The sequence below is a fragment of the Limnohabitans sp. Rim8 genome (assembly GCF_945869175.1).
Classification (GTDB): Bacteria; Pseudomonadota; Gammaproteobacteria; order Burkholderiales; family Burkholderiaceae_C; genus Limnohabitans_A.
The window spans coordinates 1-12,258 of sequence record NZ_CAMBNZ010000082.1 but is presented as its reverse complement, the minus strand read 5'-3'; the positions used below and the strand labels follow the sequence as shown (position 1 = coordinate 12,258).

13 protein-coding genes and 1 pseudogene are annotated in these 12,258 nt (G+C 55.4%); 10 read left to right on the top strand and 4 right to left on the bottom strand.

Features of this window, described 5'->3' with window-relative positions:
- Positions 1-235 precede the first annotated feature (235 nt).
- Genes Q0O19_RS11675 through Q0O19_RS11665 form a run of 3 tightly spaced genes read left to right on the top strand, consistent with a single transcriptional unit; the run spans position 236 to position 2,442 of the window.
- Positions 236-1,177 carry a M23 family metallopeptidase gene (locus Q0O19_RS11675; RefSeq protein WP_295523172.1) on the top strand — a complete coding sequence of 314 codons (942 nt, stop codon included), beginning with the start codon at positions 236-238 and terminating at the stop codon, positions 1,175-1,177.
- Between the two features lie 25 nt (positions 1,178-1,202).
- Positions 1,203-1,649 carry a polymer-forming cytoskeletal protein gene (locus tag Q0O19_RS11670; protein WP_295523170.1) on the top strand — a complete coding sequence of 149 codons (447 nt, stop codon included), beginning with the start codon at positions 1,203-1,205 and terminating at the stop codon, positions 1,647-1,649.
- 19 nt (positions 1,650-1,668) lie between these two features.
- Positions 1,669-2,442 carry a type III pantothenate kinase gene (locus tag Q0O19_RS11665; RefSeq protein ID WP_295523169.1) on the top strand — a complete coding sequence of 258 codons (774 nt, stop codon included), beginning with the start codon at positions 1,669-1,671 and terminating at the stop codon, positions 2,440-2,442.
- Positions 2,443-2,477: 35 nt separating this feature from the next.
- Here the strand turns inward: Q0O19_RS11665 and Q0O19_RS11660 are convergent, their stop codons facing one another.
- Entirely contained in the window at positions 2,478-3,146 is a 669-nt protein-coding gene (locus Q0O19_RS11660) for a TetR/AcrR family transcriptional regulator (protein WP_295523167.1), read from the bottom strand.
- Positions 3,147-3,168: 22 nt separating this feature from the next.
- Positions 3,169-3,720 (bottom strand): phasin family protein, encoded by a 552-nt coding sequence (locus Q0O19_RS11655; RefSeq protein ID WP_295523165.1) that lies wholly within the window; start codon positions 3,718-3,720, stop codon positions 3,169-3,171.
- 110 nt (positions 3,721-3,830) lie between these two features.
- Between Q0O19_RS11655 and rfbB the strand changes: the two genes are divergently transcribed.
- From rfbB to slmA, 4 genes are all read left to right on the top strand, one after another.
- Positions 3,831-4,901: a dTDP-glucose 4,6-dehydratase gene (gene rfbB / locus Q0O19_RS11650; protein WP_295523163.1), complete on the top strand. Its 1,071-nt coding sequence runs from the start codon at positions 3,831-3,833 to the stop codon at positions 4,899-4,901.
- Positions 4,898-5,788, top strand: a complete 891-nt coding sequence (gene rfbD / locus Q0O19_RS11645) for a dTDP-4-dehydrorhamnose reductase (protein WP_295523161.1) — start codon at positions 4,898-4,900, stop codon at positions 5,786-5,788. Before rfbB ends, rfbD begins: the two co-directional genes overlap by 4 nt.
- A gap of 66 nt (positions 5,789-5,854) precedes the next feature.
- The gene (gene argB, locus Q0O19_RS11640) at positions 5,855-6,754 is read left to right on the top strand and encodes an acetylglutamate kinase (RefSeq protein WP_295523159.1); all 900 of its coding nucleotides are present in this window, start codon (positions 5,855-5,857) and stop codon (positions 6,752-6,754) included.
- A gap of 49 nt (positions 6,755-6,803) precedes the next feature.
- Positions 6,804-7,424 (top strand): nucleoid occlusion factor SlmA, encoded by a 621-nt coding sequence (gene slmA, locus Q0O19_RS11635; RefSeq protein WP_295523157.1) that lies wholly within the window; start codon positions 6,804-6,806, stop codon positions 7,422-7,424.
- Between the two features lie 290 nt (positions 7,425-7,714).
- Here the strand turns inward: slmA and Q0O19_RS11630 are convergent, their stop codons facing one another.
- Positions 7,715-8,611 carry a LysR substrate-binding domain-containing protein gene (locus Q0O19_RS11630; RefSeq protein WP_295523155.1) on the bottom strand — a complete coding sequence of 299 codons (897 nt, stop codon included), beginning with the start codon at positions 8,609-8,611 and terminating at the stop codon, positions 7,715-7,717.
- 145 nt (positions 8,612-8,756) lie between these two features.
- Between Q0O19_RS11630 and Q0O19_RS11625 the strand changes: the two genes are divergently transcribed.
- The 3 genes from Q0O19_RS11625 to Q0O19_RS11615 are packed head-to-tail and all read left to right on the top strand — an operon-like array spanning position 8,757 to position 11,268.
- Complete coding sequence (locus tag Q0O19_RS11625) at positions 8,757-9,629, top strand: transketolase (RefSeq protein ID WP_295523153.1); 873 nt, start codon at positions 8,757-8,759, stop codon at positions 9,627-9,629.
- Entirely contained in the window at positions 9,626-10,627 is a 1,002-nt protein-coding gene (locus Q0O19_RS11620) for a transketolase family protein (RefSeq protein ID WP_295523151.1), read from the top strand. Before Q0O19_RS11625 ends, Q0O19_RS11620 begins: the two co-directional genes overlap by 4 nt.
- Before the next feature lie 53 nt (positions 10,628-10,680).
- Positions 10,681-11,268, top strand: a complete 588-nt coding sequence (locus tag Q0O19_RS11615; RefSeq protein ID WP_295523150.1) for an NAD(P)-dependent oxidoreductase — start codon at positions 10,681-10,683, stop codon at positions 11,266-11,268.
- Positions 11,269-11,295: 27 nt separating this feature from the next.
- Here the strand turns inward: Q0O19_RS11615 and Q0O19_RS11610 are convergent.
- Positions 11,296-12,171: pseudogene (locus tag Q0O19_RS11610) on the bottom strand (IS3 family transposase); the annotation flags it as partial.
- Positions 12,172-12,258 lie beyond the last annotated feature (87 nt).

Genomic DNA, 12,258 nt, shown 5'->3' with positions numbered 1-12,258 from the left:
GTTTGGTGATGCGCTGGTCTTGCGAGCCGCTAGGGCTTATGAGTCGGTGGTGCCGGTCATGCGACCGATCTTGTAAGAGCGCCCTTCGAGAGGACTCATCTGTTAGGCCTTGGTCAAGGTTCTCTACGGCCGACTGTTATGTATCATTAGCCCTTTTTTATTCGTAAATTGCCTGCTTTCTTCGTCAGGTAATTGTTTAAAACGTCTTTTATTCTGTTGCCTACTTGGGGAAAGCATGCAGTTGATTTGGATCGCTGGGCCTGCTGGCAAGGTCGTCAAACTCGCCATCACAACACGCACGTTGGGCATGCTGCTGGCGGGCTTGGTCGTTTCTTTGGTCGTTCTCGGGTTTGTCTTTCATTGGATTGGCTTGCGCGTGGCCATTGAACACGCACCCCTGTTGGCCCATCGCTTGGGCGGGGTCACCAGTCAAAGCGAGCAAGATAAAATTGAGGCCACTTACCGTGCCAAGCTGGAACATCTGGATCAGCAGTTGCAGGCAGTCAGTGACAGTCTAAAAAAATTGGAAGAAACCAAAAACCAAGTGCTGGGCCGGGTGGGGCTCAACAAGCTCCTGTCTTTTTCAAGCCAGGACAAAATGGACTTGAACCGTGGCCAAGGCGGCCCCCTGAACCTGTTGCCCCGCTGGGGCATCAATGAGTGGCGGCTCGATCAGCAAATCGACCAATCCTTGCAGCAGGCCCAGCGTTTTGAAAAATCGCTGTCTCAGATGCAAATTCGGTGGGAGCAAGATCTGGGTCAGCTGCACCAACTGCCCACCCAGTTGCCTGTTTCGGGTGAGTTTTTGATCACCAGCTCCTTTGGTTTTCGTGTCGACCCATTCACCCGTTTGCCCAGCCTTCACGAGGGCATCGACTTTGTCGCACCTGTGGGCACGCCGGTGTTGTCCACCGCGGCGGGTGAGGTGATTCGGGCCGAGTACTCCGGGGCATATGGCAATCTGGTGGAACTGGCGCACAAGCAGGGTTTTGTCACCCGCTACGCGCATCTGAAAACCATCGACGTTCAGCTGGGCGATCAAGTGGCCCAGCATGCCGTGTTGGGCGCTCTGGGCAACACCGGCCGTTCAACCGGCCCCCATTTGCACTACGAGGTGCTCTTTCAGGGGAGATCAATGCACCCCGCCAAGGCCATGTCGGCCTGGGCGCGTGATTGAGAAACACATCATTTCAGGAGACAACATGTTCACCAAGAAGAAAACAAGCATCAGTCCCTTGGTCATGGACCAGGAGAAATTCGACACACTGATCGGTCGCCATGCTGAAATTCACGGGTGTTTGAAGCTCAAGGAAAGCGTGCGCATCGATGGCAAGGTGGTGGGCAACATCGAGGCGCCCAACGATGCCAGCATTTCTGTGGTGATTGGCCCCACGGGTGAAGTGATGGGCGACGTGCTGGCCAGCCGCATCATCGTGGCAGGTCGGGTGTCGGGCAATATTCATGCGTTTGACCGTGTGGAGGTCATGGCCAGCGCGTTGGTTCAGGGTGACATTCGCTATGCATCGCTGGCGGTGGAGCATGGGGCCAAACTGCTGGGCTTGATGATCCAGGTGGATGCCTCTGATCTGCCAGCCCGATCGGACCGTGGTGCGCAAGAAGCGATTCGCAAAGCGCAAAGAGAGTTCTGAAACTCTTTATCATCGCCGGATGACATTTTTAGCCATCGATGTGGGCAACACGCGCCTGAAGTGGGCGCTGTACGACCAACCCAGCCCCCATGGGCAGTTAATGGCGCATGGTGCCGAATTTCTGGAAAACATCGACCGGCTGTCTGAAGGGGCTTGGGCGCAACTGCCTAAGCCTGACCAGATGCTCGGATGTGTGGTGGCCGGTGATGCGATCAAGCGCCGTGTGCAGGAGCAAATGGACATCTGGGATGTCACGCCGCAGTGGGTCGTGCCCAGCGCGCAAGAAGCGGGCCTGATCAACGGCTACGACCACCCTTCCCGTTTGGGTTCTGACCGCTGGGTGGCCATGATCGGTGCCCGTCACCGCATGCCAGCCGAAGGCCCTTCTCGCCCCTTGGTGGTGGTCATGGTGGGGACAGCCGTGACGGTCGAAGCGATCGATGCCGAAGGGCGGTTTTTGGGTGGGCTGATTTTGCCTGGCCACGGGATCATGCTGCGGGCGCTGGAGTCCGGCACGGCCGGTTTGCATGTGCCCACAGGCGAGGTCACGCTCTTTCCCACCAACACCAGCGATGCCCTCACCAGTGGCGGCACCTATGCGATCGCTGGGGCTTGTGAACGCATGGTGCAACACCTGCGCAAGCACTCAGGGCAAGAACCGTTGTGCGTCATGACGGGCGGCGCAGGTTGGAAAATGGCGCCCAGCATGTCGCTTCAGTTTGAGTTGGTGGACAACTTGATTTTTGACGGTTTGCTGGCACTGGCGGCTTTGCGTTTCAAAACAGCGCCCTGAGTCCTGGCCGCAGGCAAGAGGCCTTGAAAGGCACTTCAGCGCGATCCGTTGGCGCTGTAAGCCGAGCTCAAAGCTTGCAAATGCGCTTGCAAATCCTGGCTGGCCATGTAGGGCGTCAGCAAAGCCAGCACATGTTGCGCACCCCGCGTCAGGGCCAGACCCGCGCTGGCAGGCTCGAGCGCTTGCCGTGGGTTGCGCACATACTCATAGCTGAGCCAATACGTCACCATCACCGACATGCTGGCAGACAAGGTTTCGATGCTGTCCGGGTCAATCGACATCAAGCCCGCCGCTGCCAAGGCTTCGAGCATTTGTCGAAAAGCCAGAGTTTGGCGCTCCAGCACCGCATAAAAATGGGTCTCCAAGTGCCGATTGCCCGAGAGCAAATTGTTCAAATCGCGGTACAAAAAACGGTGGTTCCAGACCTGCTCAAACAAGGAATGCAAAAAGAACCATGCGTCTTCGGTGTCACGCACATCGGGTGCGGCGTCCAGCAAGGCCAAGATGGCCACTTCGTACTGGTCAAACAGGTGGTTGACCAAGGCATCTTTGGACGCGAAGTGGTAATAAAGATTGCCCGGGCTGATGTTCAGCTCAGCCGAGATCAGCGTCGTTGAGACGTTCGGTTCACCAAACCGGTTGAACAAGGCCAGCGTGACCTCGGCAATGCGCTCGGCGGTGCGGCGGGGGGCTTTTTTGGCCATGTCGGTGCGCCGTGCCTGTGGTTCAAGCGGGCTTTGAACGGGTTTTCTTGGCGGGTGTTTCGGCTGCTTTTTTCGCGGCAGTCTTTCCCGAATTTTGAGCAGGCACTTTGGCCGCAGTTTTTGCTGCTGTATTGGTGGGCGTTTGCTTCGCGGATGCAGGTGACGTTTTCAGCACAGCAGCCAATTGAGATTCGAGTTGCGCCACACGCTCGGTCAGCATCTGGATGTCCAGCAGTGTGGGCATGCCCAGACGGTGCAAAGCTTTGGCCACGCGGTCTTCAAACAAGTGCTCCAGTTTGTCCACACGGCCCGTGGCCTGTTGGCCAAAGTCAGTGGCCATATGACTCAGGCGTTCGGTAGCTTCGTGCAGTCGTTTTTGGGCCTCGGCCTGGCTTTTGCGCTGGAATGCCAAGCCGTCATTCAGCAAGGCCTCAATGGCTTTGCTGCCTTGCTCTTGGGCTTTGGCCATGGCCCCCAAACCGGCCAACCAAACGTGCTGGGCGGGTGGTGTGGTGCTGTCTGGTGGCGCAAAGGCGTTTGTTTTGTTGCGCGTGGAGTCGTTTGATTTGGCCATGGTGCACTTCCTGAACAAGATGCCACTTTAACCTGCGATCGAGCGCAATGCTTCTAAAATCGCAGCACAGTGGTAACGCGTCCTGCAGTACCCAACAGATCCTGATCCTCATGACCCTTCTTGTCACCGGCGGCGCCGGCTTCATTGGCGCCAACTTTGTCCTCGATTGGCTGGCCACCAGCCAAGAACCCGTCATCAACCTCGACAAGCTCACCTACGCGGGCAACCCCGAAACCCTGGCCAGCCTGCAAGGCGATGCGCGGCACCAACTCGTGCAAGGCGATATTGGCGATGCAGCCTTGGTCAGCCGCTTGTTGGCAGAGCACCAACCGCGTGCCGTGCTCAACTTCGCGGCCGAAAGCCATGTGGACCGTTCCATTCATGGCCCCGGTGAATTCATTGAAACCAACATCGTGGGCACTTTCCGGTTGCTCGAGTCGGTGCGGGGGCACTGGGCCGGTCTGTCGGATGCTGACGCGAAGAGTCGGTTCAGGTTTTTGCATGTCTCCACCGACGAGGTGTACGGCTCTTTGGCCAAAGGCGATCCGGCGTTTTCCGAATCCCACCGTTACGAGCCCAACAGTCCCTACAGCGCCAGCAAAGCGGCCAGTGACCACTTGGTCCGTGCTTGGCACCACACCTATGGACTGCCGGTGCTCACCACCAACTGCAGCAACAACTACGGGCCATACCATTTCCCCGAAAAGCTCATCCCGCTCATGATCGTCAACGCATTGGCCGGCAAGCCGCTGCCCGTGTATGGCGACGGCATGCAGATCCGCGATTGGTTGTATGTGAAGGACCACTGCAGCGCCATTCGCCGTGTGCTCGAAGCCGGCCGCTTGGGTGAGGTCTACAACGTGGGCGGTTGGAACGAAAAGCCCAACATCGAGATCGTGCAAACCATTTGCAAATTGCTGGACGAGATGCGCCCCAAGACCGAGGGCAGCTACGCCAGCCAGATTAGCTATGTGACCGACCGCCCAGGCCATGACCGCCGCTACGCGATTGATGCCCGCAAACTCCAAGCCGAATTGGGCTGGAAGCCTGCCGAAACTTTTGAAACTGGCATCCGCAAGACCGTCGAGTGGTACCTCGCCAACCCCGATTGGGTGGCGCATGTGCAAAGCGGTGCATACCGTGAGTGGGTGAGCAAAAATTACGCCGAGCGCCGAGCATGAAGATCTTGTTGTTGGGTAAAAATGGCCAAGTGGGCTGGGAGTTGCAGCGCAGCCTGGCCCCCCTGGGAGAGGTGCTGGCCTTGGACCGTCACAGCCTCGAATTTTGCGGCGACCTGAGCCAAGCTGAGCGTTTGGCGCAAACCGTGCGGGATTTCCGGCCCGACGTGGTTGTCAATGCGGCGGCCCATACGGCGGTGGACAAAGCCGAGTCTGAGCCTGAATTGGCCCGCATGCTGAATGCGACTGCACCCGGTGCACTGGCCAGGGCCGCAGCCGAGGTGGGTGCTTGGTTCGTGCACTACTCGACCGATTACGTGTTCAACGGCGAGGGCGACCAAGCTTGGCAAGAGGGCGATGCCACCGGGCCCCTCAGCGTGTATGGCCAGACCAAATTGGAAGGTGAGCAGGCCATTGCCGCCAGTGGCTGCAGACACTTGATTTTTCGCACCAGCTGGGTCTATGCAGCGCGGGGCGGCAACTTCGCCAAAACCATGCTGCGGCTGGCGGGGGAGCGTGAGCGCTTGACGGTCATCGACGACCAGCATGGCGCCCCGACTGGCGCTGATGTGATCGCCGATGTGACGGCCCATGCCCTGCGCTGTGTCTTGCACAAGCCAGAACTGGGTGGGCTTTACCACTTGGTGGCCTCGGGTGAAACCACCTGGCATGGTTACGCCAGCCATGTGATCGCGCAAGCCCGTCAACGGCACCCCGCCTTGGACCTGAAAGTGACCGAGATTGCGCCTGTGCCCACCACAGCCTTCCCGACAGCCGCCCAACGACCTTTGAATTCACGGCTCAACACATCCAAGCTGCAACAAGCATTTGGTTTGGTTTTGCCGCCGTGGCAGCACGGTGTCAACCGCATGCTGACCGAGATCCTCTGAGCCGTCACCGGCTTGCGGCACAATCCTTTGGACTTTTAATATTCCTTTGAAACTTCGCCACGCACCATGACCGACACCACTGCTGCCTCTACCCTTGCACCGCACGACCAAGCCCTGATTCTGGCGCAGGCCATGCCCTACATCCGCAAGTTTCACGGCAAGACCCTGGTCATCAAATACGGCGGCAATGCGATGACCGACCCGGCCCTGCAGCAAGCCTTTGCCGAAGACGTGGTGCTGCTCAAACTGGTGGGCATGAACCCGGTGGTGGTGCACGGCGGTGGCCCGCAAATTGAAACGGCCTTGAAGCGCTTGGGCAAAACTGGCGAATTCATTCAGGGTATGCGTGTGACCGATGCCGAAACGATGGAAGTCGTGGAGTGGGTGCTGGGCGGCGAAGTGCAGCAAGACATCGTGGGCATGATCAACCGCGCAGGCGGCAAAGCCGTCGGTCTCACGGGCCGCGACGGTGGCCTGATCCGGGCCAAAAAACTGCGCTTGGTGGACAACCAAGACCCGAGCAAAGAGCACGATGTGGGCCAGGTGGGCGAGATCGAAAGCATTGATCCGTCGATTCTCCAGTGCCTGCAAGACGATGCCTTCATCCCGGTGGTCAGCCCTATTGGTTTCGGCGCCAACAACGAAAGCTACAACATCAACGCCGATGTGGTGGCCGCCAAGTTGGCCACCGTGTTGCAAGCCGAAAAGCTGTTGATGTTGACCAACATCCGCGGCGTGCTCGACAAAGAAGGCCAGTTGTTGACCGAATTGACGCCTGGTCGCATCGACGAGTTGTGTGCCGATGGCACCATCAGCGGCGGCATGATCCCCAAGATTGCGGGTGCCCTCGACGCCGCCAAGAGCGGTGTGAACGCGGTCCACATCATCGACGGCCGTGTGCCCCACGCCATGCTGCTGGAAGTGTTGTCTGAACAAGCGTTCGGCACCATGATCCGCAGCCGCTGAAGTCGATCCAAGATCTGGACGACCCAGCGACACAAACAGAGGGGCAGAGATGGACGACCAACAACAAGGTGAGCGGTTTTCAGAGGATGAGGCCACACCTGGGCGCAAACGACCACGCCCCGGCGAACGGCGTTTGCAAATCTTGCAAACCTTGGCCGACATGCTGGAGCAGCCCGGAGCAGAGCGCGTGACGACAGCCAGCCTCGCCGCCAGAATCGGTGTGAGCGAAGCGGCCTTGTACCGGCACTTTGCCAGCAAGGCACAGATGTTTGAAGGTTTGATTGATTTTGTCGATCAATCGGTCATCGGCTTGATCCGTCAGGTGACAGACCGTGAGCCTGCAGGACCAGCGCAAGCGGGCCGCATCGTGGCCTTGCTGCTGCAGTTTGCTGAAAAAAACCCGGGCATGAGCCGTGTCATGACCGGCGACGCGTTGGTGCTGGAGCACGAGCGCTTGCAAGAACGCATCAACTTGCTTTTTGACAAGATCGAAGCGCAGCTGCGTCAATCCCTCAAAGGCGCTGAGTCAGCCACCCCAACGGCTGACGCTCAATTGGTGGCTTCTTTGCTGGTGGCCTTCATGCAAGGGCGCTTGCAGCGCTTTGCCCGTTCGGGCTTCAAGCGCATGCCATCAGAGCATTTGCAGGCGTCGCTGGCGCGGATGCTTTAAGGCATTCCCAGCTGGCCAGTGTGCGACACGGGGTGTTGTTTGGTATGTTCTGACTGTGTCCGGGTCGTGTGGGTCAATGGCTGATTTAGGCTGTAAGCGGCCACAAAGTCATGGTCATGGACGGCCCGAAACCGCGCTGCTCAATTAAAAATGATCTTTGGCTACGATGTGAGATTGTGACATGAGGCCTAGGAGTGAGTAAAGACTTACAGAGGTCTTCAGCTTTTCAAAGTGAGGAGCCTCCTCACGTCTCGAAGGCTATTCATGCTCGGGCTGAACAAGCATTCTGATTAAAGCTTTTTAGGATTTGCAGATGCTTCTTCACGCAGCCATAACGTAAATTTTTCCACCCTGTCCCATTGGGCATGAGCGCGAGGATAAACCAAATGGTGAGCATGAACTGTCATCGCTTTTCGATCTTCAAAAACAGGTACCAAATCGCCCCTCTGTAGTGCTTTTTCAGCTGTCCTAGCACTATCCAACGCTATCCCCAAACCTTGTATTGCAGCTTCAAGGACCATTGAAGTTCTGTCGAATGAGAGCACAAAATTATTTGGTCCCAAGGGAACGTTATGAGCAGCAAACCAGTGCTGCCATTGAATCATCGTGAGTTCAGACCGAATCAACTCAAAGTTAACCAAATCAATCGGTTCGCTAATTTTAAGAGTTGACTTCAATCGAGGGCAAATCATTGGAAAGATGTCTTCAGAAAAGACTGCCTCGATGTGAAGATCTCTACCCTGAACATTTCCATAACGGATGTCCACATCCGCTTGCCCCCTGGAAAAATCAGCCTCCCCATGCGATGCAGCGAGATGAACGCGAATTTTTGGATGCAACTCCCGAAACTTAGGAAGGCGAGGCATTAGCCATAGGCTTGCAAACGAAGGGACTGCGTGAATGCGCAGTACTTCATCGGTTTCGCCCGATCTCAGGTTTTGTGCAGCTGCAGAAATCAGTGTCAGTGCACCTGAAATTTCCCTGTGAAATCTCTCTCCATAGATTGTTAAGGTCACTCCTTTTGAAGATCGTTCAAGTAATTTTTGATTGACGAAAGACTCTAACGTTGAAAGCTGATGACTTACAGCTGAAACCGTCAAATTCAGGTCTTCAGCAGCTTTGCTGATGCTGCCAAGTCGGACCACAGAGTCGAGTGCAACGATGCCTTTTATCGGGGGAAGTTGCATAGGGTTTATACCGCTTAAAAAAAATTCAATCCCAGTTGAAGGAAAGCTTCTTGTTGCAGCAGTAGCAACCGAGAAGAATGCAATAAATCATAAAGCAGATGCAAATTCCTGTTGTATCCAATGCGTTCAAAAAGGAATCTAGGCGATGAATTTGAATAAAACGTCCTCCCCCGCTGAGACCACTAATCTTTTGGAGGTTTTGCATTGTGCATGGCGTATTCGCCGCTACGCCTTACGCATGGGTGAAGTACAGGGTCAAGGCTATGTTGGCCAAGCGCTTGGCTATGCAGATGTTTTAGCGGTTGCCTATGGCCACGCCATGAATTTTCGACCCAATGAGCCTGAGTGGCCTGGGCGTGACCGATTTTTGCTCTCGCACGGTCATTACGCGATTGCAGCGTATGCAGCCATGATTGAGGCGGGCATCATTCCCGAGTCCGAGTTGGAAACCTACGGCAGCGATGACAGCCGCTTACCTATGTCAGGTATGGCCACTTACACCCCAGCCATGGAAATCTCTGGTGGATCTCTTGGCCTGGGTTTACCTATAGCAGTAGGCATGGCTTTGGGGTTAAGGCACCAAGGAAACTCTGCCTTTGTCTACAACTCTATGTCAGATGGGGAGCTGGACGAAGGCTCAACTTGGGAGGCTGCCATGTCTGCAGCGCACCACGGGTTGGATAACTTGATTTGTTTGGTGGATATCAACAACCAGCAAGCCGATGGGCCGTCCACAAAGATCATGGGCTTTGAGCCTTTAGCAGAGAAATGGGCCTCGTTCGGATGGCACGTTCAGCGTATCGATGGCAACCACTTGCCAAGTGTTCTGAACGCCTTTGACACCGCACGTTCATTGAAAGACGCTAAGCCTCGAGTGATTTTGTGCGACACATTGATGGGTAAAGGCGTCCCTTTCCTCGAGGCACGCGAAAAAAACCACTTCATCCGCGTTGACCCGCCGGAGTGGAAACAAGCGTTGGATGTGTTGGACTCGAATCGACCAGAAGGAAAAAAATGACAGTTGTCACTGACAAAAAACCCCGGCTGACTACGTCGGCAATGATCGCGTCTATTGCGTCTGAAGGCCAACGAGTTCAAGCTGCACCATTTGGTAAAGCCCTCGTTGAGTACGCAGCCAATCATCCTGAGGTGGTGGGCATGACTGCCGACTTAGGCAAATACACCGACTTACATTTATTTGCACAAGCATATCCTGATAGGTTTTTCCAAATGGGTATGGCCGAGCAGTTACTCATGGGTGCTGCGGGCGGAATGGCTAAAACAGGCTTAGTCCCATTTGCCACCACCTATGCGGTATTCGGCACACGTCGGGCCTATGACTTCATCCACCAAGTCATTGCTGAAGAAAATTTGAACGTGAAAATTTGCTGTGCTTTGCCAGGACTGACCACAGGTTATGGCCCAAGCCACCAAGCCACTGAGGATTTGGCAATGATGCGCGCGATTCCCGGCATGACAGTGGTCGACCCGTGTGACGCACTCGACATCGAGCAAGCTGTGCCCCAAATCGCGGCACACCAAGGCCCTGTTTACATGCGCTTGTTGAGAGGCAACGTCCCACTGGTCTTGGACGAATACAACTACAAGTTTGAGTTGGGCAAAGCCAAGATGCTGCGTGATGGGAATGAAGTCCTGGTGATCTCCAGCGGATTCATGACGATGCGAACACTGGAGGTGGCCAAGGAACTTGAACGCGACCATATTGATGTTGCGGTATTGCACTGCCCAACCATTAAGCCGTTAGATGAAGCAACCATCTTGGCCGAAGTGCGTAAACCGGGACGTTTGGTCGTAGTTGCTGAAAACCATTCCGTTACCGGCGGATTGGGAGAAGCCGTGGCAAGTTTGTTGTTGCGTGAAGGTGTTGCACCCAAAAAATACCGCATGTTAGGACTGCCTGATGCGTTCCTCGATGCAGGTGCTTTGCCAACTTTGCACGATCGCTATGGAATTTCAACCGAAAAGATGGCGGCATCTATTAGAAGTTGGATGTAAATCGAATAGCTTGACTCGCCAAGCAGTTTCTAAAACAAAGACTGGGGTGAATTTTGACCAATGAAGTGACAAGAACATCAATTGGATTGATTGGTTTAGGCGCAATGGGTCGCGGTGCCGCAATCAACTTGTTGAAACACAAATTCGAAGTAATAGGTTTTGATGTCCGTAAAGAGTCTCTAGATTGGCTTCAAGAGCAAGGAGGCGTTCCCGTACCCTCAATTGAGCAATTAGCTTCTAAAGTAAAAATCGTCATCAGTTTCGTGGTGAATTCAGAACAAACTGAATCCGTTCTCTATGGTAATTCAGGGTTAATTGAGAAGTTGTCTAAGGAATCTGTAGTGATCGTGTGCAGCACTATGGATCCAACTTATGTGAAAAATTTATGCGAAAGAATGTCCAAGGATGGCATTGCATTAGTGGATGCACCCGTTACAGGCGGTGCCTCCGGAGCAATGAAGGGGACTCTGACCATCATGGGATCGGGAGACCCCACGGCATTTGAAATAGCTCGACCTGTATTGGCGGCCTTTGGTTCCAATGTCTACTATCTTGGCGCTGCCGGGGCAGGCGCCCAGATGAAAGTACTTAACCAGTTACTTTGCGGCGTTCATCTGGCCGCAGCCGGTGAGTGGTCTTGACCCCGTAACCCAGTACCGTCGGTATGTTTAATTTACCGCTCGTTTCTCCCTGAACAGCTTGGGTGGCACGTAGCCCAAAGCGCTGTGTGGGTGATAAGAATTGTAGTCATCGAACCATTTGGGCAATTGCTCCATCACCGTTTGTGAGTCCGGCCGTTCGGCCAGTTTGGCGTAGTCCCGTTTCAATGTTTTCACAAAGCTCTCGGCCATGCCGTTGCTCTGCGGGCTGGTCACAGGCGTGGTCACCGGCTTGAGTCCCAATTGCCTGGCAAAGCTCTTGGTCTCGGCCGCCGTGTAGCAGCTGCCGTTGTCGGTTAACCATTCAATCGGCTTGGGCGGCTTGCCATCCGGGCCAAACCTGTTCTCCACCGCCTGCATCATCAAATCCCCCACCAAGGCCGCATCGATGCCTTTGGTGGTGGCCACCCAGCTCATGATTTCCCTGTCACAACAGTCCAGTGCAAACGCCACCCGCACTTTCTCGCCGTTGTCGCATGACAATTCCAGGCCATCCGAACACCAGCGCACATCGCTTTCCTTGACGGCCACTTCGCCTTCGTGCTTTCGGGTATCGACGGGTTTAGCCCCATGCCTGTAAAGCAGCCAGCCTTCGTCACGCATCACCCGGTAAACCCGCTTGTGGTTGACTCGGTCGTGTCCTTCCAGCCGCAAGCGAGCCCAGACACGGCGGTAGCCATAGGTGGCGCGGCCCTTGACCACATTGGCAATGGCTTGCTTGACGGCGGCGTCATCAGTTCTTGAGGGTGACTTTCTCAAGTCTGTCCATTCGGATGGGCGAACTCTCATAGCCAACACATGGCTGCGCGACACGCTAAGGGCATGGCAGACGGCTCTCACTGCTCGCCCCCGGGCAATACTGGCGAGCGCGCAATCCACTTTTTTGCTTTGGCGAAGTCCACAGCCTCCTTGAGAATCTCGTTCTCCAAAGTCTTACGGCCCAGTGCGCCTTCGAGTTGTTTGATACGGCGC

Bases quoted from the DNA above. Each gene is read 5' to 3' on its own strand.
- Q0O19_RS11625 (WP_295523153.1), top strand. From the start codon at position 8,757: ATGAATTTGAATAAAACGTCCTCCCCCGCTGAGACCACTAATCTTTTG.
- Q0O19_RS11670 (WP_295523170.1), top strand. From the start codon at position 1,203: ATGTTCACCAAGAAGAAAACAAGCATCAGTCCCTTGGTCATGGACCAG.
- rfbB (WP_295523163.1), top strand. From the start codon at position 3,831: ATGACCCTTCTTGTCACCGGCGGCGCCGGCTTCATTGGCGCCAACTTT.
- Q0O19_RS11620 (WP_295523151.1), top strand. From the start codon at position 9,626: ATGACAGTTGTCACTGACAAAAAACCCCGGCTGACTACGTCGGCAATG.
- rfbD (WP_295523161.1), top strand. From the start codon at position 4,898: ATGAAGATCTTGTTGTTGGGTAAAAATGGCCAAGTGGGCTGGGAGTTG.
- argB (WP_295523159.1), top strand. From the start codon at position 5,855: ATGACCGACACCACTGCTGCCTCTACCCTTGCACCGCACGACCAAGCC.
- Q0O19_RS11655 (WP_295523165.1), bottom strand. From the start codon at position 3,720: ATGGCCAAATCAAACGACTCCACGCGCAACAAAACAAACGCCTTTGCG.
- slmA (WP_295523157.1), top strand. From the start codon at position 6,804: ATGGACGACCAACAACAAGGTGAGCGGTTTTCAGAGGATGAGGCCACA.
- Q0O19_RS11665 (WP_295523169.1), top strand. From the start codon at position 1,669: ATGACATTTTTAGCCATCGATGTGGGCAACACGCGCCTGAAGTGGGCG.
- Q0O19_RS11675 (WP_295523172.1), top strand. From the start codon at position 236: ATGCAGTTGATTTGGATCGCTGGGCCTGCTGGCAAGGTCGTCAAACTC.
- Q0O19_RS11660 (WP_295523167.1), bottom strand. From the start codon at position 3,146: ATGGCCAAAAAAGCCCCCCGCCGCACCGCCGAGCGCATTGCCGAGGTC.
- Q0O19_RS11630 (WP_295523155.1), bottom strand. From the start codon at position 8,611: ATGCAACTTCCCCCGATAAAAGGCATCGTTGCACTCGACTCTGTGGTC.